The sequence below is a fragment of the Picosynechococcus sp. NKBG042902 genome (assembly GCF_963864045.1).
Classification (GTDB): domain Bacteria; phylum Cyanobacteriota; class Cyanobacteriia; order Cyanobacteriales; family MRBY01; genus MRBY01.
In genome coordinates this window covers 54561-76508 of the sequence record NZ_CAWLTV010000074.1, presented here as the reverse complement: position 1 = coordinate 76508, position 21948 = coordinate 54561, and the positions used below count along the sequence as shown (strand labels likewise).

20 protein-coding genes are annotated in these 21948 nt (G+C 50.5%); 8 read left to right on the top strand and 12 right to left on the bottom strand.

Annotated elements, in window-relative coordinates:
- Nucleotides 1-123: 123 nt before the first annotated feature.
- Both AACR41_RS12315 and acs read left to right on the top strand, forming a co-directional pair.
- On the top strand, nucleotides 124-1473 hold the full coding sequence (locus tag AACR41_RS12315) for a hypothetical protein (RefSeq protein WP_030006389.1): 1350 nt from the start codon (nucleotides 124-126) through the stop codon (nucleotides 1471-1473).
- 137 nt (nucleotides 1474-1610) lie between these two features.
- Nucleotides 1611-3575: an acetate--CoA ligase gene (acs, locus tag AACR41_RS12310; protein WP_030006388.1), complete on the top strand. Its 1965-nt coding sequence runs from the start codon at nucleotides 1611-1613 to the stop codon at nucleotides 3573-3575.
- Nucleotides 3576-3684: 109 nt separating this feature from the next.
- Here acs and AACR41_RS12305 read toward each other — a convergent pair whose 3' ends face one another.
- Complete coding sequence (locus AACR41_RS12305) at nucleotides 3685-4902, bottom strand: ABC transporter substrate-binding protein (protein WP_030006387.1); 1218 nt, start codon at nucleotides 4900-4902, stop codon at nucleotides 3685-3687.
- A gap of 573 nt (nucleotides 4903-5475) precedes the next feature.
- Here AACR41_RS12305 and AACR41_RS12300 point away from each other — a divergent pair.
- Nucleotides 5476-5973, top strand: coding sequence for a Fur family transcriptional regulator (locus tag AACR41_RS12300; protein ID WP_339367641.1), 498 nt, complete (start codon nucleotides 5476-5478; stop codon nucleotides 5971-5973).
- Between the two features lie 163 nt (nucleotides 5974-6136).
- A complete protein-coding gene (locus AACR41_RS12295) occupies nucleotides 6137-6865 on the top strand; it encodes a 2-phosphosulfolactate phosphatase family protein (RefSeq protein WP_030006385.1) in 729 nt (242 codons plus the stop codon).
- Nucleotides 6866-6942: 77 nt separating this feature from the next.
- On the opposite strand, the gene psaM is transcribed toward AACR41_RS12295, so the two are convergent.
- Complete coding sequence (psaM, locus tag AACR41_RS12290; protein WP_012307445.1) at nucleotides 6943-7038, bottom strand: photosystem I reaction center subunit XII; 96 nt, start codon at nucleotides 7036-7038, stop codon at nucleotides 6943-6945.
- Between the two features lie 283 nt (nucleotides 7039-7321).
- Between psaM and AACR41_RS12285 the strand changes: the two genes are divergently transcribed.
- From AACR41_RS12285 to AACR41_RS12275, 3 genes are all read left to right on the top strand, one after another.
- The gene (locus AACR41_RS12285; protein WP_030006384.1) at nucleotides 7322-8029 is read left to right on the top strand and encodes a TerC family protein; all 708 of its coding nucleotides are present in this window, start codon (nucleotides 7322-7324) and stop codon (nucleotides 8027-8029) included.
- Between the two features lie 307 nt (nucleotides 8030-8336).
- On the top strand, nucleotides 8337-9293 hold the full coding sequence (locus tag AACR41_RS12280; protein ID WP_030006383.1) for an RNA polymerase sigma factor, RpoD/SigA family: 957 nt from the start codon (nucleotides 8337-8339) through the stop codon (nucleotides 9291-9293).
- Between the two features lie 186 nt (nucleotides 9294-9479).
- Complete coding sequence (locus AACR41_RS12275; RefSeq protein ID WP_030006382.1) at nucleotides 9480-9821, top strand: DUF760 domain-containing protein; 342 nt, start codon at nucleotides 9480-9482, stop codon at nucleotides 9819-9821.
- A 96-nt stretch (nucleotides 9822-9917) separates the two neighbouring features.
- On the opposite strand, the gene lnt is transcribed toward AACR41_RS12275, so the two are convergent.
- The 9 genes from lnt to AACR41_RS12230 all read right to left on the bottom strand — a co-directional run bounded on the left by lnt (nucleotide 9918) and on the right by AACR41_RS12230 (nucleotide 20915).
- On the bottom strand, nucleotides 9918-11510 hold the full coding sequence (gene lnt, locus AACR41_RS12270; RefSeq protein WP_045441594.1) for an apolipoprotein N-acyltransferase: 1593 nt from the start codon (nucleotides 11508-11510) through the stop codon (nucleotides 9918-9920).
- A 28-nt stretch (nucleotides 11511-11538) separates the two neighbouring features.
- The gene (gene panB / locus AACR41_RS12265; protein WP_012307440.1) at nucleotides 11539-12327 is read right to left on the bottom strand and encodes a 3-methyl-2-oxobutanoate hydroxymethyltransferase; all 789 of its coding nucleotides are present in this window, start codon (nucleotides 12325-12327) and stop codon (nucleotides 11539-11541) included.
- Nucleotides 12328-12550: 223 nt separating this feature from the next.
- On the bottom strand, nucleotides 12551-13585 hold the full coding sequence (gene hemF, locus AACR41_RS12260; protein WP_030006380.1) for an oxygen-dependent coproporphyrinogen oxidase: 1035 nt from the start codon (nucleotides 13583-13585) through the stop codon (nucleotides 12551-12553).
- Between the two features lie 683 nt (nucleotides 13586-14268).
- On the bottom strand, nucleotides 14269-15828 hold the full coding sequence (locus tag AACR41_RS12255; RefSeq protein WP_030006379.1) for a ferredoxin--nitrite reductase: 1560 nt from the start codon (nucleotides 15826-15828) through the stop codon (nucleotides 14269-14271).
- Nucleotides 15829-16008: 180 nt separating this feature from the next.
- On the bottom strand, nucleotides 16009-17973 hold the full coding sequence (gene thiO / locus AACR41_RS12250; protein WP_030006378.1) for a glycine oxidase ThiO: 1965 nt from the start codon (nucleotides 17971-17973) through the stop codon (nucleotides 16009-16011).
- Between the two features lie 155 nt (nucleotides 17974-18128).
- Complete coding sequence (gene aroF / locus AACR41_RS12245) at nucleotides 18129-19184, bottom strand: 3-deoxy-7-phosphoheptulonate synthase (RefSeq protein ID WP_012307436.1); 1056 nt, start codon at nucleotides 19182-19184, stop codon at nucleotides 18129-18131.
- 224 nt (nucleotides 19185-19408) lie between these two features.
- The gene (locus tag AACR41_RS12240) at nucleotides 19409-19888 is read right to left on the bottom strand and encodes a PAM68 family protein (protein ID WP_030006377.1); all 480 of its coding nucleotides are present in this window, start codon (nucleotides 19886-19888) and stop codon (nucleotides 19409-19411) included.
- A 15-nt stretch (nucleotides 19889-19903) separates the two neighbouring features.
- Nucleotides 19904-20173: a 30S ribosomal protein S15 gene (rpsO, locus tag AACR41_RS12235; RefSeq protein WP_012307434.1), complete on the bottom strand. Its 270-nt coding sequence runs from the start codon at nucleotides 20171-20173 to the stop codon at nucleotides 19904-19906.
- A 145-nt stretch (nucleotides 20174-20318) separates the two neighbouring features.
- Nucleotides 20319-20915, bottom strand: coding sequence for a phycobiliprotein lyase (locus AACR41_RS12230; protein ID WP_030006376.1), 597 nt, complete (start codon nucleotides 20913-20915; stop codon nucleotides 20319-20321).
- Between the two features lie 228 nt (nucleotides 20916-21143).
- Between AACR41_RS12230 and AACR41_RS12225 the strand changes: the two genes are divergently transcribed.
- Nucleotides 21144-21308, top strand: coding sequence for an NblA/ycf18 family protein (locus tag AACR41_RS12225; RefSeq protein ID WP_030006375.1), 165 nt, complete (start codon nucleotides 21144-21146; stop codon nucleotides 21306-21308).
- A 122-nt stretch (nucleotides 21309-21430) separates the two neighbouring features.
- On the opposite strand, the gene AACR41_RS12220 is transcribed toward AACR41_RS12225, so the two are convergent.
- Entirely contained in the window at nucleotides 21431-21913 is a 483-nt protein-coding gene (locus AACR41_RS12220; RefSeq protein ID WP_030006374.1) for a Tab2 family RNA-binding protein, read from the bottom strand.
- Nucleotides 21914-21948: the final 35 nt, after the last annotated feature.

Here is a 21948-nt window from a genome sequence, read left to right as displayed (position 1 = left end):
GATAGCTGTGGTCGTTCAAGGCAGTCGCGAATTACATCATTGTCCCAAAAATTTGATCGAGAAACAATTCAGACTCGCTTACGATCAAGGTAACAGCATCTCCCTGGACACGACAGATTTTCTATGCTCCATGATTTTCAATTGTCTATCTTGGCCCTGGGTCATGACCAGTATCAATTGCGTTTGAGTTCGGCGATCGCCCCTGGTGCGGAACCCATCGTGGCAGTGGTCACTTGGCAACCGGAAGCTTGGCTGGCAACCTGGGCCAATTACCCCCTAGAGACTTGGGGGAAAATGCTGTTTACGGCCCTTTTCACGGGAGAGATTTACGAGCATTGGCAGGACATGGTGGCGATCGCCAAAGTGGATAATCTTCCCATTCACGTTTATTTGGGCTTACCGGATGGGATTTTGTGGTTTCTGCCATGGGAGGCGATGTTTATCGAACCGCAGAGTTATACGGTGAATTTTTCTCGGCAACGGGATCGGGCAATTGGTGCTGATAATTCTGAAAATTTAGATACAGCGGTTGATTTGTCTTGGTTAGGGGAGACAGAAACCGAGGAGGATGTTGCCTTTATCCAAGATATTTTTGCGAATATGCCCGAACCGTCCGAGACGGAGACGAATACTGAAAATGATCATCGGGGAATGCTCTTGATCCCCTCCTGGCGCTCCCTATTGGCCTTTCCCCGTAGCCTCCTAGGGTTGGGATTGATCATCATGCTCACCCTGGGGGGCATTCTACTGGGCCGACATTTACAAAATCTCTCTGTAACGCCGACCACCACGGAGGGGATCACACGTCTTACAGAAAGGGAATTAGACAAGCTCGATGACGCAGACTTAGTGCAATTGGCCCAGGCAGATATTGACCAAGACAATTGGGGCAATGCTGAGATGATCCTCGCTGAACTCCTCGATCGCCAAGCCTTTGGTGTGGTGCAACCATTACTGTTTGATCCGGCGATCGCCCCAGAGAATGGCACCATCGCTTTTTTACGGGGGCGCTACCTCTGGCAAACAACCTTGGCCGCGCCCCAGTCTCTACCAACCCAAGCAACGGCGATCGCCACGGTGCAAGAAAATTGGGACATAGCCCTAGCCCAACAGCCCAACGACCCCGAAATTTTAATGGCCCTGGGTTTTGTCCATTACCTCAATGCAGATTATGAAGCCGCCAATGATCGTTGGTATGAAGCCTTAGCAGCGGCAACGACCCAGGATTTCCCCCCAGTCCTCCAGGCGGAGATTTATGCGGGCCTGGCGATTAGTATGTACGATTTGGCCCAAGGGCAACCCACCGACGTTGACCAGGAAATTCTTGTGGGGAAAGCCGAAAAACTCCGGGCGATCGCCCTAGATCTTGATCGTTCCCAGCTCAACCCCCGTCGCCTCGAACAAAGTTGGTTGTGGTTCCCTGAGGCGATCGCCACTTGGCAAACCCTGCTCGCTTTAGAAGAATCTCCCTAGGTCATATCCGGGGCGTACATTCGATCAACTTGAGTGCAAAAATCTTGCAAACCATTACGGCTTAAGCACGAGACCCCCTGATGGGGCGGACTTGGGGGACAATGGGGTGAAATAAATCCCACGATAATAACCCTGTTATGTCCGAACAAAACATTGAATCCATCCTCCAGGAGCAGCGCCTTTTTTCGCCTGCACCAGACTTTGCTGCCGAGGCCCAGATCAAGAGCATAGACCAGTACCAAGCCCTCTACGACCGGGCGAAAAATGACCCCGAAGGCTTTTGGGGGGAACTCGCCGAGCAGGAATTGGAATGGTTTGAGAAATGGGACAAGGTGCTCGATTGGCAACCGCCCTTCGCCAAATGGTTTGTCAACGGGAAAATTAACATTTCCTACAATTGTCTCGACCGTCATCTCAAAACCTGGCGCAAAAATAAAGCCGCCCTCATCTGGGAAGGGGAACCCGGTGACTCCCGTACCCTCACCTATGCCCAGCTACACCACGAGGTCTGCCAGTTTGCCAATGCGATGAAAAAGTTGGGCGTCAAAAAAGGCGATCGCGTCGGGATTTATATGCCAATGATCCCGGAAGCCGTCGTTGCCCTCCTCGCCTGTGCGCGGATTGGTGCGCCCCACACCGTCGTCTTTGGTGGCTTTAGTGCCGAAGCCCTCCGCAGTCGCCTTGAAGATGCCGAAGCCAAACTGGTAATCACCGCCGACGGGGGCTTCCGAAAAGATAAAGCGGTACCCCTCAAGGATCAAGTAGATGCGGCGATCGCCGATCATCATGCCCCCAGCGTTGAGAATGTCTTGGTCGTTCAACGCACCAAAGAGCCTGTCCACATGGAAGCCGGGCGGGATCACTGGTGGCACGAGCTGCAAAAAGAAGTCTCCGCTGACTGTCCCGCCGAGCCGATGGATGCCGAAGATATGCTCTTCATCCTTTATACCAGCGGCACCACGGGCAAACCCAAGGGCGTTGTCCACACCACAGGCGGTTATAATCTCTACACCCATATAACGACCAAGTGGATCTTTGATCTCAAAGATGATGACGTGTATTGGTGTGGTGCTGATGTGGGTTGGATTACAGGCCACAGTTACATTACCTATGGCCCTCTATCTAATGGGGCAACGGTCTTGATGTATGAAGGCGCACCCCGTCCGTCTAATCCCGGTTGCTATTGGGAAATTATTCAAAAATATGGCGTTACTATCTTCTACACGGCACCCACGGCGATTCGGGCCTTTATCAAAATGGGTGAAGACATCCCCAATAAATATGACATGAGTTCCCTGCGCCTCTTAGGAACCGTGGGTGAACCGATTAACCCAGAAGCTTGGATGTGGTACCACCGGGTCATTGGTGGCGAACGTTGTCCCATTGTTGATACATGGTGGCAAACGGAAACCGGCGGTGTGATGATTACGCCTTTACCCGGTGCAACTCCCACAAAACCCGGCTCGGCGACTCGTCCTTTTCCGGGGATTGTGGCGGATGTCGTTGACCTTGATGGAAATTCCGTTGGTGACAACGAAGGCGGCTACCTGGTAGTGAAACAACCCTGGCCTGGGATGATGCGTACTGTTTACGGCAATCCCGAACGCTTCCGGTCTACCTATTGGGAGCACATCGCCCCGAAAGATGGACAATACCTTTATTTCGCAGGTGACGGGGCACGCCGTGACCAAGATGGCTATTTTTGGATTATGGGTCGCGTCGATGATGTCTTAAATGTTTCGGGGCACCGCCTCGGCACCATGGAAGTGGAATCGGCCCTCGTTTCCCACCCTGCCGTCGCCGAAGCAGCCGTGGTTGGAAAGCCAGATCCGGTTAAGGGGGAAGAGGTGTTTGCCTTTGTCACCCTTGAGGGCACCTACAGTCCGAGCGATGATCTCGTAACGGAACTGAAGGCCCATGTGGTGAAAGAAATTGGGGCGATCGCCCGTCCGGGAGAAATCCGTTTTGCCGATGTAATGCCCAAAACCCGTTCTGGGAAAATCATGCGGCGTTTGTTGCGAAACCTAGCCGCAGGACAGGAAATTGTGGGCGATACTTCTACCCTCGAAGACCGCAGCGTCCTCGATCAACTCCGGGGCTAACCCCCCATTCTCCCTTGAGGGAGATGTCCAAAGGACAGAGGGTGTCTTCTCTTGAGGGGAGTCGGAGGGAAAATTTCCATTAGGTGTCCCTCCGAATGCTTGCTTTGACCTAGTTCCCTTCGATAAAGGCGAAACGCCCCTGTTGACCCGATTCATCCATTTCAATTTGGGCCACAAAAAATTCCTTCTGGACAATTTCCCCTTCCTCTGTGAAGGAAATTTCACCCAAAGGCGTGACGTAGGTACCTGCAAAAATTTCGTCCCGCAGTTGTCGTCGCAAGTCCGGTAGAGCAAGAGTTTCTAGGGGCGTTTTTTTATCGAGGCTGCTGAGGGCTTCAACAAAAACTTGGATCGCCGTAAAAGCCTGGGCACTAAATTGGGGCGGCTCTTTTTGGTTTTGTTGAAAATAGGCGTCCCGAAACGCGCGGTTAATCTCATTATCTAACTCGGCACTGTAGGCTTGGGCCACCAACACCCCATCACATTTTGCTTGGCAGACGGGGAAAATATTAGAAGTATTTAAGCCGTTCCCCCCAACAATAATGCCGTTGTAACCTAATTCTCGCAGTTGCTTCACCAGGTTGCCCGCATCGGCTGCTAACCCCGAAATAATCACTAGATCTGGTTGAACATTGAGTGCGGCAGTCACCTGGGCTTGAAAATCAGTGTCGGTGGTTTGAAACCTTTGTACCGTGACTAATTCCAGACCAAAATCTTGCACAGCCGTCTGGAAGGTTTCTGTCTCTGATTTACTAAAGGCATCATTTTGGGCGAAGAAAACCGCAACGCGCTGTAGTTCTGGGTTGAGCTTCAGGGCTTGGGCTACGGCATTGGGAGCAACCACCGAGACAGGGGCAGAAACTCGGCCAATAAATGTACCAATCTGCGGGATTCCTTCGGCGGTATTGGAAGGGCCAAGGACGGGAACTTGGGCCCGGTCGGCGATCGGATCGGCAGCAAAGGCTTGTTGGGAAAGGGTCGGGCCAACGATACCGACCACTTTATCTTGGTTGATCAGGGTATTAAAGGCGTTAATTGCCCCCTGCTCATCGGCAGCCACATCCTGGAGAATGATCTTTAGGGGTTTACCGTTGATGCCGCCGTTTTCGTTGAAGTAGGTTTCTGCAATCTGGGTGCCGAGGATCTGCTCTTGGCCAAACAGGGCAACATTACTGGTCTGGGCGACGGCGACTCCCAGAGGAATTTCCGCGAGGTTGCCATTATTATTACCGGCATCCGTAGGAGGAGACGGGGCATTACAGGCAATCACCAGCACCGCCGTCAGAAAGGCGATCGCCCCCTGGAGCAAGCGTCGATATTTAAACATAAAAATTTCTATAGAGTCTTCATATAACAGACATCCAGAATACTGCGAAGCTCGATGCTCCTTCAACTGATTGGCAGCGATGGGGAATCAGTAACTCCTAATGAATCGTTACAGGCAGACGAGGGCCGTGAAAAAACTAGACACCAATAACGCTAGCCCCGAAATGATCCCGATTTCTTGAATTTCTTTTTTGAGTTCCATGGTTTGACAGCTCCACTAGCAAAATATGCAACGAAGAAATATCGATTTTGCTTGTTATTAAGTATAAATACTCAAGTGCTGTTTGCCCACCCTTGGCCCCAAGGGAAATCACTGGAGGTAGAGATTTAGCCCGTTAAATGTCATCAAAGCCAAATAATGAGACCAAAGAATGCCGTCAATTCGTTTTCGATCTGATTGGATTCATTCTTACTTAGGGAAAGGTATAAGATAGAACTTTCTCCTAGATAGGCGTAAAGCTTAATTTAAGGTGCTAAGATCATTAAAGAACTATTAACCTATATTTTTTCTTATCCGTAATCCGAAAAAATTCTTAAGAATTGCTTTTATCGCTGATTTTGCAACGAACAAGCCTTGATTTCACCTTGGCCCATTCGTCAGAATAGCCCCCATTATTTCCTTGTCGTCTGTTCTTCCCCCAAAACCATGTCCCAAGCCTTTAGTGCCACAGAAATTCGTAACACGATGAAGCAAGAGGGGTTGCGCATCACGCCCCAGCGGTTTGCGGTTTATGCCAATCTACTCGGTCGGCAGGATCATCCCACGGTAGAACAGATCCTAGAGGATGTGAATGCGGATTTGCCCATTGCTTCTAAGGCCAGTGTTTACAGTGCCCTGACGGTCTTGCGGGAAGTGAATCTTGTGCGAGAGGTGCTCTTAGATGAAGGCGTAACTCGGTATGACGCCAATGTTAATCCGCACCACCATTTCGTCTGTCGAGACTGCGGGGCCATCCAGGATCTGCCTTGGCAAGCCTTTAGCTGTTTTGATTTGGGTCAGTTTGCGACGCAAGTTACCGCCGAGAGCTATGAAGTAACCGTTAAGGGACTCTGTGCGGACTGCCGTGCTTAACTTGTTTAAATAATCTGGGATTTCTCCTCGGCCAGCTTGGGTTGATCCTTGCTGTTTGGCAGCCTTGGTCAGAACCCTTAACCTCATGAAGGTTTTGTCCGGGGCGATCGCCAAATCAGGTATTTTGGAATCTAGACTGGATTGTTAGGAAGGATTTTATTGCGTGAAACTTTTTGTGTATCACACGCCTGAGGCGACGCCAACGGATCAACTCCCCGATTGTGCTGTGGTTATTGACGTACTGCGGGCCACCACGACCATCGCTACGGCGCTCCACGCTGGAGCAGAAGCAGTACAAACCTTTGCTGACCTCGATGAACTGTTTCAATTTAGTGAAACTTGGCAGCAAACCCCCTTTCTCCGGGCTGGGGAACGGGGCGGGCAACAGGTAGAAGGCTGTGAGCTTGGCAATTCTCCTCGCAGTTGCACCCCAGAAATGGTGGCTGGGAAGCGCCTCTTCTTAACAACCACCAACGGCACGAGGGCCCTCAAGCGCGTTGAGCAAGCGTCCACAGTGATTACCGCAGCCCAAGTGAATCGCCAGAGCGTGGTGAAGTTTCTCCAGACAGAACAGCCAGACACCGTTTGGTTCATCGGTTCCGGTTGGCAGGGGGATTATTCCCTCGAAGATACCGTCTGTGCTGGGGCGATCGCCAAGGCCCTGTGGAATGGGGACAGTGACCAGTTAGGGAATGACGAAGTGATTGGGGCAATTTCCCTTTACCAACAGTGGCAGCAAGATTTATTTGGCCTCTTTAAGCTCGCGAGCCACGGCCAGCGTCTCCTGCGCTTAGACAATGAAATCGATATTCGTTACTGTGCCCAAAGCGATACCCTGGCGGTTTTACCGATCCAAACAGAGCCGGGTGTTCTCAAAGCCTATCGCCACTAAAAAAAATTAAGGGAGCCATGAAAAAAGGGTTCCGCACGGAACCCCCAAGTCTGCTTCTGTGGCAGATTTAGACAAATTTACTTATAAAGCTCAGTGGAGAGCCGGAAAGCCAAAACACCAGGAATGAGGGCAATGGCAAGGGCCACTAACACTTGGGTATCAGAAATTCCCATAATTTTAAAAACTCCGAATATAAACTGAGGTTTATCCCTTAATTTGCGATATTGCCTCTGGTTTCCCCAAGGTTTTGTAACAAGACGCAACATATCACCCCAACCTGCACCCATTCACCAAAAATGCGTCGCTTTAACCTTGATTCTGAGAAGTTTCTGCCGTTGACTGGATAGTTTGTTTACAATGGCCTTAAGGTGACCCATTTGCCGCCACAGCAACCCGACGGGCGGTCTTTTTTTGTCTTGAATTGTTCTCAAAAGTTTACTGTGTCGAATTTTTCCCATGCTCGAGCAAATTCTTCATCCCCAGTTGCATTTCAGCTTAGAAACGTCTTTCATTCTCGTGATTTTGGTGGCCCTAGAAGCTGTTCTTTCAGCCGATAATGCCATTGCCCTCGCGGCGATCGCCCAGGGGTTAGCCAGTCCGACCCAACAACGCAAAGCCCTCAACATTGGTTTGATGGTGGCTTACATTCTCAGAATCACCCTCATTTTCACGGCAACCTGGGTGATCCATTATTGGCAAGTAGAACTTTTGGGGGCACTGTATTTGCTGTGGCTGGTTTTTCGCTACTTTACCTCCCCTGAAGATGATAAAAATCACCACCATAGCCTAGAGTTCAAGTCCCTCTGGCAAGCGATCCCGATGATTGCGGTTACGGATTTAGCCTTTTCCCTCGATAGCGTCACAACGGCGATCGCCGTCGCGGAAGACATTTGGTTGATTGTGCTTGGGGGCACCATTGGCGTTCTGACCCTCCGCTTTCTGGCGGGGCTGTTTATCCGCTGGCTCGATGAATTTACCAACTTAGAAGATGCGGGTTTTGTGACCGTGGGCTTTGTGGGGGTTCGTCTCCTCCTTAAGGCGGTTTATCCCAGTTTTGTGATGCCTGAATGGCTGATGATCACGGCGATCGCCGCCATGTTTATTTGGGGATTTTCTAAACGCAACCCTGATTTTGTCCCCCAAGAGGACTCGCCATCGCCCTAATTTGTGCCTGGATCCCTTAGTCCGCCGTAGTTTCCCCTACGGCCCATTTGTCATTCTCAGTAACTTTACATTTATTAAATAAACTTAATAAAACTCTAATTTTTTGGTAAAATAAATTCATAAATAAAAATTAAGCATTTCGATTCTCGTTTTTTCACCAAGGTTAAATCGCTGCTCCGTCAGTACAGACCTTGCCTGTTTCCTTTAGTGGACAACTCACTTTTTCCGCAGCCCTGGCGAATCCAGTCTAGGGAGTAGCTTCTTATTTTCATTTTTTAAATTTCGTCCTTTCTAGCCGAGTTGACCTATGAAAACTGCCAAATACTCCGCCGATCCTGTCCGTACCTACCTCAAAGAAATTGGAAGAGTTCCCCTTTTAACCCACGAAGAGGAAGTCCTTTATTCTCGCCGTGTCCAGAAAATGGTCAACCTAGAGAAGCTTAAAGCCGAATTAGCAGAGAAGCAGGATCAAGAGCCGAGCCTCAAGGAATGGGCCCAGGCAGCGAACCTTTCCCAGCGGGAGCTGAAAAAGCAACTCCTCCTAGGGAAGCAGGCAAAACAAAAAATGGTCGAAGCGAACCTCCGCCTTGTGGTCTCAGTGGCGAAAAAATACATTAAGCGCAATATGGATCTCCTCGATTTGATTCAAGAGGGCACCATCGGCATGCAACGGGGGGTAGAAAAATTTGACCCGACCAAGGGTTATCGTTTCTCGACCTATGCTTACTGGTGGATCCGGCAGGCAATCACCCGGGCGATCGCCGAAAAAAGTCGCACGATTCGCCTCCCGATTCATATCACCGAAAAGCTCAATAAAATTAAGAAAGCCCAGCGCCAACTGGCCCAGACTAACGGACGTTCTGCCTCAATCCCAGAACTAGCCGATGAACTAGGTTTAACCACCAAGCAAGTCAGGGACTACCTCGAAAAATCCCGCCAGCCCCTTTCCCTAGACCTGCGGGTTGGCGATAACAACGACACGGAACTGATCGAGCTCCTCGAAGACGACGGCTTGACCCCCGATGATTATGCGACCCATGCGGCCTTAAAACGGGATTTGGCGCGGATGTTAAATGATTTGACCGCCCAACAACAGGAAGTTTTAACCCTCCGCTTTGGTCTCCGGGATGGGACGCCCCACACCCTCGCAAAAATCGGTGAACACCTAAGCATCAGCCGGGAGCGGGTACGTCAAATTGAACGGGAGGCCCTTGCGAAACTCCGCAAACGAAAAGCGGAAATGGGTGAATATTTAGCCAGTTAATTGCTCAGTCAAAGGATAATTTGGCGATCGCCTAGGGGGAAAAAATCGTAAAAATGCCACCGCAAAAGTTCGGTTACACTCCCCTCTAGGTTGTCAATAAGTTGTTACATTAGCCTTAGTTAGTATTGCATCAAAACACAGTGATTCAACCCATCACTTCCATTGAGCATCTAGGAGGAAAGACTGGTGAATAACGAAGCCCAAAGTTTTTATGGTCTCACAGGTAACAAACAACAAGGTTCAGACGAGCTTTGGCATTATGTCCAGTCTTTGTCTCCAGAAATGATTGCCCATATGTCAAAGCCCCAATCTCCAGCGGTTAATCAAGTGATTGAGCGTAATATTGTTGGGTTATTGGGGGTTTTATCCCACGCCGATGGATTTAATGTATCGGTCAATATGAGCCGTGAACAGCTTGGTCAACTGTTGGCCTCGGCAATGATGAGCGGCTACTTTATCCGTAACGCCGAGCAACGGTTTCAGATCGAAAAATCTCTCCAGGAACAGGATCTTAATTTACCCGATTAAAGTTTATTCTCTGGCAATGATTTAGACTGTAAAATTCAGGAAACTTCAAGGGGAAAGCCTCCCCTTTTTTATTGTTTATTTATCTGCATAAGTAATTTAAACTCTGGCTCTGTGAGCGTAGCTAATATATCCAGACAAACCCGTTCCTATTAAAAATAAACCTTGGCCTTTAACGAGCCAATTTCCCCAGTGGACATAGGGTGTTTTTTTATCGCTTAAATATATTTGTGCGCTGTAGGTGACAAATTCATTTAGGGAAGATAACCACAAAGTTTTTCCGGTGGGGTCAATCACGCCCGAATGACCCGTATTGTTTGCCCGCACTAACCAGCGACCATTGGCGATCGCCTGCATCACATCGAGGGCATGGTGTTGGGCTGGCATGGTTTCACTGTAGTGGGCGTCATTGGAAGCCACAATGATAAACTCTCCCCCGGCGGCGGTTTGGCGACGAAAATGTTCTGGATAGGCAGATTCATAGCAAATAGCGATGGTGGCTGGGCCGAGGGGTGTTTGCATCACTGCTGGGTTTTGGCCCCGCACCAGGTGGGCATCGAGGGGCGACAGGCGATTAATGATCTTGCCCAGGACAGCTTCAAAGGGAATATATTCCCCCAGGGGCACGAGGCGCTGTTTGTTGTAGCGGCTGAATACATAGCCTTGGCGATCCAGGGCAAATAGGCTGTTGGTAAAGTTATTTGCTTCACTACCAAAAGCCCCCAGGACGAGGGGGACGTTTTCTGTGCGGATCAGGCGGGGCCAAAAGGTTGCTTGGAGAATTTGTTCAATGCGAAAGGGTAAGGCCGTCTCCGGGGTGATAATCAAGTCTAGGGGCTGTTGGGCAAGGGTTTCATAGCCCGCGCGATAATTGGCGATCGCCAACTGATTACCATCTTGGTAGAGTTTGATTTCGTTGGGAATATTCCCCTGAATAATGCCGATTTGGGCAGGGCGATCGCTGGTAACGGGCGTTGTCTGGAGTAGCGACCAGCCAATCAGGTGAGCACTACCCAGAAGAATTAGGGTGAGTCCCCCCAACAGACCACTGCAACGGTGGAAGCGCACAGTCCCAGTCGCATCGAAACAGGCCTCCGCAAGACAGCCATTCACCAGTACAATAAGCCAAGAAATGGTGGTAAATCCCGACAGTTGAGCCAATTGTAAAATCGCTAAATTATGGGGACTCTGGCTAAAGGCAAGGAAGTGCCAAAAGAGATCACTCTGGCTCCAGAGATATTCGATCACACACCACAAGGACGCCCCATAAACAACCCGGTAAAGTCGCCCGGCAAAGCTTAAAGGCCCGAAGGAAGCACGAAATTCCTCGAAACAAACCATCCCTAACGCCCAGAGCACCGGGATGCCCGCCCCCCACAGAGTGATTATGATCCAGCAAAGAATGGCGATCGCCAAACTCCACAGCCAAGGCACTCCCATCCAGGTCATCGGGTGAATCCCCGTAATCCAAAACAGCGTAAAACCCTGGTACCCCAAACCCCAATAAAAGCTCAACCAGAGGGGCTGTTTATATCTCTGGTAAAAATTACGCATCGCCCGTAGCCCTTTACGACCTTGAGCAGACGGGGATGACTTAGTCCTTTGGGGCGATCGCCCAAGATATATCCAGAGGGGGATCAAGGCGATCCAGGCTAGATACCAAGCTTCGACGGGGGCCGAGGCCATGCCCATCAGTACCCCTGCCCCTAATACGAGAAATCTAGGAGCCCAGATGGGGCGGAAACTGCTGCGTACGAACATCATCGCTATAGCGTTGGACTGCGTTGGTAATCAGATTGTCTAAGTCTAAATATTGTTTGGCAAAGGGGGGCGCTTTTTCACTGAGGCCCAAAAGATCCGCCGTTACCAGCACTTGCCCATCACAATGGCGTCCCGCGCCGATGCCAATGGTCGGAATTGTCAGTTTTTCGGTAATCGTCTGTGCCAGGGTCGCTGGAATATGTTCTAAGACCACCGCAAAGGCCCCGGCCTGTTCGAGGGCGATCGCCTCTTGGATTACCCGTGTCGCTTCTAGTTCCGTATTGCCCTGTTGCCGATAACCCAGGGTATGCACCGATTGGGGAGTGAGGCCCACATGACCCATCACCGGTACGCCTAAGCGAGTGAGACGTTCCACCGTTTCGGCCATCGCTGGGTGTCCCCCTTCCAGTTTGATCGCCTGGGCGGTGGTTTCCTTGAGAATCCGACCCGCCGTATGGATCGCTTGGGAAAGGCTTTCTTGGTAAGTTAAAAAGGGAAGATCGCTGACCACTAAGGCATTCTTGACCCCCCGACAAACAGCCTGGGTATGGTGAATCATCGCCTCTAGGGTCACAGGCAGCGTATTTTCATAGCCGAGGGCCACCATCGCGAGGGAGTCCCCCACTAGGATGACGTCGACCCCAGCTTGATCGACTAAGCGGGCGATCGCATAGTCCCAGGCCGTCAGGGTCACGATGGGTCGTGCCGTTTTTTTATAGTTTTGTAGTGTTCTCGGTGTAACCCGCATCAATCGTTCTCTAGGGCACAATAAAGCTGACCGGGCAGTGGTGAGCAACACCCCAAAGCGGCTTGAATTGCCACCGCTGGTGTTGGACTTTTCCGGTAATACCTGAGCTATTATGCCCCAAATCAAAATTCTGGGGAAATTCCGGCGTTCGTGCCCCCAGATTTGCCCCAGTGATCACTACAATTTTTGCTTTCGGTTTTGACTCTTTAAAAGAGGCCGATTCTTAACCTTGCCAGTTGGCCCAATCCTGGGGCTTAAGGAACCGTTCATAGAGTTCTGCTTCTGGGGTGCCAGGCTCTGGGCTATAGCTATATTCCCAACGCACCAGGGGCGGTAAAGACATCAAAATCGATTCGGTACGGCCATTGGTCTGCAAGCCGAAAATAGTTCCCCGGTCATAGACGAGGTTAAATTCGACGTAGCGGCCCCGGCGGTAAAGCTGGAATTGTCGTTCGCGATCGCTATATTCTGTGTTGCGTCGCCGTTCAATGATTGGCACGTAGGAATCAAGGAAGGAACCACCACAGTCTTGCACAAACGCAAAAATATCTTCCCAACTGCGCTGGGGCTGTTCCCCTAAATCCTTACTGTAGGCAGCAGCAGCTTTATCGGGGTGGGGGCCTTTATACAGTTCCCCAGTGCCATCTTGATAGTCGAAGAACAATCCACCGACTCCACGGGTTTCGTCCCGGTGCTTCAGGTAGAAATATTCATCACACCAGCGCTTAAAGACGTTGTAATACTCCTTGTGGTGGCGATCGCAGGCGGCTTGGTAGGTTTTGTGGAAATGGGCCGCATCCTCAGCAAAGGGATAGTAGGGCGTCAAATCTGCACCACCGCCAAACCACCAGACAGGGCCAGCTTCAAAATAACGATAATTGAGGTGAACCGTTGGGATATGAGGATTGCGCGGATGTAACACCATTGATGTGCCCGTGGCATAAAACCCGTGGCCTGCGGCTTCAGGACGCTGCTTCAAAATCGAAGGCGGCAATTGATCGCCCCACACCTCAGAGAAGTTGACCCCTCCCTGTTCAAGGACATTCCCCTCACGCATTACCCGGGAACGACCGCCGCCACCCTCCTGGCGCTGCCAAGAATCTTCCTGGAATTTTCCTTTTCCATCGGCCATCTCTAATCCCTGACAAATTTTGTCCTGGATTTGCTGCATAAACTGGCTCACCCGTTCTTTGGAATCACTAGGGGGCACAGGCTTAGCGGAACTGGCATTGGTGGATTCTGTTTGCAAAGCTGTCATGGTTGCGTGGGAAGAAGTTTTATCTATTTATTAAAAGGGTTTACCTGATGGCCCAAAGGCTGATGTTACAAGGCTTCTTTAGGTCGACACAGGTCACACTAGTATTCCAGACTAACCTGAATTGGCACGTTTTCGGCCTCGGTGAATGTGATTTTTCATGAAGTTTGTAACGAATAATTAAAAAGCTGCCTCCTGTGAATTCGTCGCCTGAGGTTATCCCCAGAGGCAAGGCGATCGCCCGCAATCCCGCTCTAAGGTTAAGAATAGATTAACTATATCCTTACGGACTTTTCCGTTTTAAAACCCTGATACAAAGGAAATTCCTAAAAAGCTTCGGTGTATACTAAAACCAAGGTTAAGAAAAAGTAAATTATGACTTAATCCTTTCATTACCTATTGGCGTGTCCAGGAGATTTGAACAATGCATCATGTTGCTAATCCAACCACCCCCCAAACTTCGATCCCTTTTCCCCTCAAAACAGATCGAAATGTGCCGACCCGCCTTGTAGCTCACTGGTTAACAGATGCGAATGGTAAGCTCTATCGAATCTGGGTCAGCGAAAAAATTTAGTCTCCTCGTCCCAACAAATTCCATCCAGCAAAAATCCCACAGAATCCGTCAGTGACTCTGTGGGATAGCTTGTAAGTTTTTAAGATTAAAGCAAAATTAGAAGGACTTCAGCCTACTCCGACTTCGGCGTTGCTCCAAACTGTTCGATTAAAATATTCTTCACAGTTGCCTTGAGGGTGGCCCCACAGGGAACCTTCTGGGCCACCGGCGCACCGAGGCTCGCCTGGTTACCGACCGTTCCCCCAGTGAGCACATTGACCGCTTCGACAATTGCCCCATCAACTTTCGCTTTAGAGCCGATAAAGCCGATATCACCCACCTGGGCTTGACCACAGGAATTTGGGCAGCCAGTCCAGTGCATCCGTACCCGTTGGGGAATATCTAATTCGGCATCCAATTCACGGGCCAGAGCTAACCCCTGTTCCTTCGTCTCCACAAGGGCAAAATTGCAGTAACGATTTCCCGTACAAGACACAAAAGAACGTACTAGGGTCGAAGGATTCACCGAGAATTTTTCTAGCAACGATTCCTGGAGTAGCGCCTCAACGTTTTCGCTTTTGACGTAGGGAATAATGAAATTCTCTTCTACTGTGGCCCGAATTTCGCCATTGCCATAGGTTTCTGCGAGGCGTGCCACCTCGAACATGTCCTCTGCGGTCAAGCGTCCGGCGGGGACATGCAGGCCCACGTAGTGATAACCTGCTTGTTTTTGGGCATAGACACCGATGTGATCTCGCTTATCCATGGTTAAGGCGTGTTCTGGGGCTGCCGGTTCTAAAGATTGGCCAATTTCTGCTTCTAATCTCGCCCGGAAAGCATCGACACCCCACGCTTCAACCAGCCACAACACCCGCGCTTTGGCCCGATTTCCCCGGAGACCTTCCTCGGCACTATGGCGGGTATATAGCGCTAAAATGCCACGACTGACCGCAAGGACAGCCTCATTGGGGGGAACCCAAACATTAATCGAAATCCCTTCGGCTTGTCGCTGGGCAGAAAAATATCCGCCAACCAGGACATTGAAGCCAAATTGCCCATCCTTAAAGGCCGGGACAAAACCAATGTCATTAATTTCTACGTGGGAAGAATTATCCGGCGCTCCTTCTAGACAGATATTAAACTTCCGGGGGAGGTCACTAAATTCGAGACTGCCTTCACCGTAATTGGTGATCATATTTTGGAGTTGGGCCGCGAGTTCCCGGGTATCAAAATATTCTTCGGGATCGATACCGGCGACGGGAGACCCTGTAATGTTGCGCACGTTATCGTGGCCAGACTGTACCGTGGTGAGGCCCACTTGCTTTAATTTCGTCAAAATCTCTGGGGTGTCTTCCAGTCGAATGCCGCGTAATTGGATATTTTGGCGGGTTGTGATGTCGGCACTCCCGTCTTCGCCGTAGCGTTGCACAATTTCTGCTAGGGCGCGCACTTGGGCACTGTTGAGGATGCCGTGGGGAGTCCGCAGACGCAGCATAAATTTGCCTGGGGTCACCGGTCGGTGAAAAAGTCCGAGAAATTTAAGACGAATGATTAAGTCATCTTGATCCATGGCTTCCCAGCCAGCCTGGGCCAGGGTTGCCAACTCATCTTTAATCGCTAAGCCGGGTTTAGCTTGTTTGGCTTGTTCGATTTTTGTGAGTTTGATTTTTTGGATTGTGGCGGCGTCAGTCATGGAGTTAATCCTGATTTCAATACTGATGTTGCTATGGGCGTCGGCTGGATATCCAGGGTGATTTGACCAAGGTAAACATTCAGTCAGGGAGATTTTGTAGTGTTAACTACGGGCCTGGCTGGCTTTTGCGAAATCAGAATATTGATGATGCGATCGCCGCATTCAATCGACAGAAGAAACTTAGGTGCTAACCAGTCCAGTTTGGGGAGAACTGGCACTGGCAATATGTTGAACCGGAATGCGCCCGGCCAGATGAGCGAGGCGGCCGGCAGTGGTGGCTAACCCCATGGCTCGCCCCATTTGTACGGGATCTTTAGCGAGGGCGATCGCCGAATTGACCAGTAGCGCATCGGCTCCCAATTCCATCCCGTAGGCCGCTTCACTAGGGGAGCCAATCCCCGCATCAATCACCACGGGAACCTTGCTCTGTTCAATAATAATTTTGATGTTGGCTTCATTTTGAATCCCCTGGCCCGACCCAATGGGAGAACCGAGGGGCATCACCGTGGCACAGCCCACTTCCTCTAGGCGTTTCGCCAACAGAGGATCGGCATTGATATAGGGCAGCACCGCAAACCCTTCTTTGACCAATTGTGCTGCGGCTTCGAGGGTACCGATGGGATCCGGCAGCAGGTAGCGGGCATCGGGGATCACTTCTAATTTGACAAAGTTGTTATCTTCTTGGCCTAACAGACGGGCCATTTCCCGACCTAAACGGGCCACCCTAATCGCTTCTTCGGCAGTTTTACAGCCCGCCGTGTTGGGCAACATCCAAATTTTTTGCCAGTCGAGGGCTTCGGCAAGTCCTTCATGGCCTGGGGCTTTGGTTTGAACGCGACGCACTGCCACCGTGACAATTTCGCAACCGCTGGCTTCAACACTTTGTTGCATTGCGGCAATTGAGGGATATTTCCCCGTTCCTGTCATCAAACGCGAGGTAAAGCGACGACCGGCAATGACCAGTTGATCAGGGGTTTCTGTGGGGTTTGGCGTTGCAGTTGTGGTTTTGGGGCTGATAAAAAAGCTCGGCATTGAACCGTTTTGACTATTGTGACCGTTTTGCATGGGTTGATGGGTTGGGTTATCTAAAAAGCGTTGGTAAGAAAAATGTTGGAGGAGGGGATCTGCTTGGTTGCGGATTAGGCGATCGCCAATGAGTTTCGCCGTGATGGGGGCCAATAAAATGCCATTGCGATAATGACCCGTGGCATAGGTGAGATTTTCACAAGGGGATGCCCCCAGAATCAGTTTTTCATCGGGAGTTGCGGGCCGAAAACCCCACCAGAGTTCCGTGATTTCCCAATCTTTGAGTTTCGGCAACAGTTGAATCGCTTTATTCAGCAGGGTTTGGATCCCTTGGGGGGTATTGTTGGGTTGCCACTGTACAGTTTCTGCGGTGGCCCCAATGATTAGGGTGCCATTGGTGCGCGGCACGAGGTACAGATTATCACCAAAAATCACCCGCCGGAGGGCCTCAGGATTCGGCATCCTCAGGGACATCATTTCCCCTTTAATCGGATAAACGGGCAGGGGCGTGATCTGACTCGACCAGGAACCTGCGGCCAAAACATAATGGCCCGCTTGGAATAGCCCTTGATCGGTCTGCACCGCTTGCACTTGCCCCTGGATTTGTTGGAGACCCAAAACAGTGACGCCTTCTTTAATTACTACCCCCAGACCCCGCGCTGCTTGGAGTAGGGCTTGGCTCAAACGGCGGTTGTCTACTTGGCCATCTTCAGGGTGCCACCAGGCTCCTACCACTCCATCACCAAAACCAGGTTCATGGTGGGCCAGTTGGGCGCGGTTTAGCCAAATAGAAGGACTATCGGTCACGGTTTGGCTCGGCGCAACGGATTTGGGAGCAAAGATACCACAGGGCAAGTAACCCACATCGACGCCACTGAGTTGTTCAATTTTGCGACACCAGTCGGCGTACATATTGCGCGATCGCCGCCCCAATTCGAGCATCGTTCCTGTTAACCCTTCGGCCTCCGGGGCGAGCATTCCGGCAGCGGCATGGCAGGCAGCCTCGGTAAAGTTTCGATTCAGGATTGTCACGGCACAACCCTGTTGTTGCAATTCGACGGCGATCGCCAAACCAATGATCCCGCCTCCCAAAATTAAAACGTCCGCTTGCTGTGCCATTTTTTCCATCACCTTAAATTCCTTCCGGTGCCTTCCTTTAAGCTACAACGGCCAAGATTTTTGCGGCAACCTTGACTTGTAAATAAAAAATCCCCACTCCAAGTAGCAGGGATATCACGTTAGGGTACTGACATTAACCAGCCATCACAGGGGCTTTAAACTGTTGCCAATTCCTTTTGGCCACGTCCCGTTAACTTTTCAACCTCTGCCAGTTCTTGCATCACCTGGTCGAAAGCTTCTGGGGTGAGGGATTGGGGGCCATCGGAAAGGGCTTTTTTCGGGTTGGGGTGAACTTCGATCATCAGCGAATCAGTGCCAATGGCGATCGCCCCTTTAGCCAGCGAAAGAACAAATTCAGACTTCCCTGTACCGTGGCTCGGATCGATCATCATCGGTAAGTGGGTCAAACTGCGCAACACCGGAATCACCGATAGATCCAAAACATTGCGCGTGTACTTACTATCGAAGGTGCGAATCCCCCGTTCACAGAGGATCACCTGGGAATTTCCTTCCGCCAAAATATATTCTGCAGCCATTAACCAGTCGTCGATGGTGGCGGCCATCCCACGCTTCAACAACACCGGCTTATTCTGAGCTCCTACCTTCTTCAAGAGGGCAAAGTTTTGCATATTGCGCGCGCCGATTTGGAGCACATCGGCAACCTCAGCAATTTTTTCTACGTCCGCCGTATCCATTACTTCTGTGATAATCCCTAGACCGGAGGCTTCCCGTGCTGCCGCCAACAATTCTAAAGCACTTTCGCCGTGGCCCTGGAACGCATAGGGAGAAGTTCTCGGCTTGTACGCCCCACCCCGGAGGAATTTTGCCCCGGCTGCTTTGACCCGGAGGGCAGTTTCAACGATCATTTCTTCGTTTTCGACGGAGCAAGGGCCAGCGACGACAACCACGGGATGATTGGGGCCGAAGGTGACATCCCCGTTCGGAGTGGGGACAACGACCTCGCTGTATTGACCATGACGGTACTCAAGACTGACCCGCTTAAAGGGCTTTTCGACCCGGAGGACATTTTCGATCCAGGGGCTCATTTCTTGGATCAGTTCAATGTTAAAAGTGGCGGTGTCTCCCACTAAGCCAATGACCACTTTGTGGGCCCCAACAATTTTTTCGGGGGTCAGGCCTAACTCTTTAAGCTCACTCCCTAAACGGTTGATTTCGGCTTCAGGAGTGCCAACTTTCATGACTACGATCATGGTATTTCCTCGAAGATTTACGACAGGTAAAAGAAATTTTATTTATGGAATAACGATGTAATAGGGCGTTTTTTATGGATAACGTTCTTAAAAACTAAGTTGTCGGCGATCGCCACCCTCCCAGTCTTATCTTGACACATTCACCTGAGAAAATTTTGATAACCGACAAGGCTGCATACGTGATATTTAAGCTCGGAAACCCTGAAAAACCAAGGGTCTAAACTTTAAGATTTGCTGCGGGCTTCCCGGCGACTGGCTCGCCAGGCTTGAACCATCCGGCCGAGGTTCAGACTAAATTCCTCCCAACCGAGACGGCTCCCCAGACGATTTTCATCCCAAGATGTGGAGAGAATGCCGTAGCTCAGCCCCACAACCCCCAAACCGAAACAACCCAGGCTCACTAGGAGAACAGCGATGGTGGGCAACTCTAGCAGTTCGCGGGAAACAATATAGTAGGACACCACAAAAGATGTGATCCCCATAGCCGTGGGAATCCCGGAGAATAAGGCCATCCGACGAATCATCCGTTTGCTCACTGCATCGGGGATCGCCGATAAACTGGCCTCATCCTTTGGCGATCGCCTAGGCGCATTTGATCCTGAACTAGACTGGGTCGTTGCCGTTGCTGGGGGCTTTTTGGGAGCCTTTTGCTTCGTTTGCTTTGGCTCGAAGGGGAGTCGATCTCGCTTCGGTTCAGAGGACATGGGTTGGGTAAAAACTTAACGACGAATTCCGAGGCGACCAATCAAGGTTTGATAACGTTCTTGGTCATTGGATTTAATAAATTGTAAAAGGCGCTTCCGCTTCCCAATCATTTTTAACAAACCACGCCGGGAGGAGTGGTCTTTTTTGTTGACCTTGAGGTGTTCGGTCAGTTGGTTAATGCGCTCCGTGAGGAAGGCCACTTGGAGATCCGCAGACCCAGTATCAGTTTCGTGTACCTGATACTCGCCCATGAGTTCCTGTTTACGCTCTTGCGTTAAAGCCATAATCTGTTTTTGTAGAAAATAAAATACAAATATTGCAGTCTATTATGCTAACACTGTTTGCTCCGAAAGCCTATGGACAGGCGGAATCTTTTTGACTGCAGCAACACGGATATCCCTGTGGGGCAAAATGGCCGAAAATTCCCCACTACCAACCGCTAATAGCGTAAAGGGGATTTGTTTCCGCAGCCGCAGTCGCCGTTGCCGAGGATGTCTGGATACGCTCTTCCATACAAAAAGTCGTTGTGTTAAAGCCCCCAAAGCGTTTTACGGTGCTGGTGCGCAGGCGTAGATCCGGGTTGGCGAACCAAAACCGTTCGTAGATCGTCATGGTTTCGTATTCGGTGGTCAGAACGAGGCCATCTTCGTGATCTAGATGATATTCACCAGCGACGGGGACGATTTCCGCATAGCCGCGCTCCCGCAACAGTTTTCCTTGGCGGGGGTTATCAGCATCGGGGATGAGGGCAAAAACCGTGCTACCTTCGTGGTTTTCATCGTCTTTGTCCCATTGCATCGTGCCCGCCCAGGTGACATAGGAGCCGCCGACGCTGAGGCTAGCGTCCATGTCGTGCATCTGGCAAATTTCAATGATGCGGGGGTCGTCTTTTTCGAGGGTTTCGACTTGGATATTAGAACCACCGGATTCGGCCCGCCGGAAGGGGAGGTGGTGGGTAACGCGTCGAGACTGCCATTGTCCGGCACTGTATTGGAAAAATTCCTTGGCATCCGCAAAGCTTTGCATATCGAAAAATTGTCCTCTGGGTCTTGGCTGATTACAAAAATATCGTTTTATCGGTGTTTGTTAAAAACATCTTTCAGCTTAACGAATTTCGGGCCGCTCCCTGGAAAATAGGCGATCGCCCCATTGTTTCTTTTTGTTTCAATTTTGACAGAACGATTGACAGAGGTTAGATTAAATGCAGTAGAGACATTCGCAATATTCGCCAGAGCTATTGGCAAGGAGCTGCCCATGTCCCCGGAAACCAACTTGACCCTCGAACAAAGGCTACAGGTGCAAATCTTTGAAACCCGTACCCAAGACCTGAGCCTGGAGCAAGCCCAAGAATTTTTAATGGAAATGTTTCGGCAAATGCTGGTGAAAGACAACCTGTTCACCAAGTTAACGGAAAGCTAGACCCAGGTTTAGGTGTCTAGAAATAGTATTGAAAAAAATTGTCGGCGATCGCCTTTCTCCTATTCCTCTCAGGTGGCGATCGCTTTTTATTGGGATTCTATTAGGGGAATTTGCGCCAATCCCTACGCTTTGAGAAGCCAAAGGGCGGTGTGGGTCACATCAGAATCGTCGGGTTGCACCAGGAGGAAATGTAAACCCTGGGCCTGTTGAATTCGTTGTTGATAACGTTGTCCAGCGCTGGCGATCGCCGCGTCATGGAAAGTCATAATTACCCACCGTTGGGTATCGGCCCCAGTAAGGACAAGTCCCCCCGCGAGATTGGCTTCCGTTTCCTGGTAAAAAACCGTTTGGGGTTGTTGATCTTGGAGCCACAGGGCCAACTGCATTGATTGCCGGCCGCCATAAATAATCGTCCCCGGAATCAGCACATTAGAAGCTAACCCCAATTTCACAGGCTGTAACTCCTCCGGCAACAACAAAATCGGGATCGGGCGATCGCCAAACAGATCCCAAAAATCTCCAGCGGGAATACTGCCAAAACGCCAATTTTCGCCCCAAAGTTCATCGGGCAAAGGTTGGGGTGGAGCGGGTAAATTTTGCGCCATAATCAATGTGCCTCAGGGATTTTTTGAAATACAAG

Bases quoted from the DNA above. Each gene is read 5' to 3' on its own strand.
- AACR41_RS12255 (WP_030006379.1), bottom strand. From the start codon at position 15,828: ATGACTGACGCCGCCACAATCCAAAAAATCAAACTCACAAAAATCGAA.
- AACR41_RS12315 (WP_030006389.1), top strand. From the start codon at position 124: ATGCTCCATGATTTTCAATTGTCTATCTTGGCCCTGGGTCATGACCAG.
- AACR41_RS12285 (WP_030006384.1), top strand. From the start codon at position 7,322: ATGCTCGAGCAAATTCTTCATCCCCAGTTGCATTTCAGCTTAGAAACG.
- lnt (WP_045441594.1), bottom strand. From the start codon at position 11,510: ATGGGCATGGCCTCGGCCCCCGTCGAAGCTTGGTATCTAGCCTGGATC.
- rpsO (WP_012307434.1), bottom strand. From the start codon at position 20,173: ATGGCTTTAACGCAAGAGCGTAAACAGGAACTCATGGGCGAGTATCAG.
- AACR41_RS12225 (WP_030006375.1), top strand. From the start codon at position 21,144: ATGTCCCCGGAAACCAACTTGACCCTCGAACAAAGGCTACAGGTGCAA.
- AACR41_RS12230 (WP_030006376.1), bottom strand. From the start codon at position 20,915: ATGCAAAGCTTTGCGGATGCCAAGGAATTTTTCCAATACAGTGCCGGA.
- aroF (WP_012307436.1), bottom strand. From the start codon at position 19,184: ATGATCGTAGTCATGAAAGTTGGCACTCCTGAAGCCGAAATCAACCGT.
- panB (WP_012307440.1), bottom strand. From the start codon at position 12,327: ATGCGGGTTACACCGAGAACACTACAAAACTATAAAAAAACGGCACGA.
- AACR41_RS12240 (WP_030006377.1), bottom strand. From the start codon at position 19,888: ATGTCCTCTGAACCGAAGCGAGATCGACTCCCCTTCGAGCCAAAGCAA.
- AACR41_RS12280 (WP_030006383.1), top strand. From the start codon at position 8,337: ATGAAAACTGCCAAATACTCCGCCGATCCTGTCCGTACCTACCTCAAA.
- hemF (WP_030006380.1), bottom strand. From the start codon at position 13,585: ATGACAGCTTTGCAAACAGAATCCACCAATGCCAGTTCCGCTAAGCCT.
- thiO (WP_030006378.1), bottom strand. From the start codon at position 17,973: ATGGCACAGCAAGCGGACGTTTTAATTTTGGGAGGCGGGATCATTGGT.
- psaM (WP_012307445.1), bottom strand. From the start codon at position 7,038: ATGGGAATTTCTGATACCCAAGTGTTAGTGGCCCTTGCCATTGCCCTC.
- AACR41_RS12220 (WP_030006374.1), bottom strand. From the start codon at position 21,913: ATGGCGCAAAATTTACCCGCTCCACCCCAACCTTTGCCCGATGAACTT.
- acs (WP_030006388.1), top strand. From the start codon at position 1,611: ATGTCCGAACAAAACATTGAATCCATCCTCCAGGAGCAGCGCCTTTTT.
- AACR41_RS12305 (WP_030006387.1), bottom strand. From the start codon at position 4,902: ATGTTTAAATATCGACGCTTGCTCCAGGGGGCGATCGCCTTTCTGACG.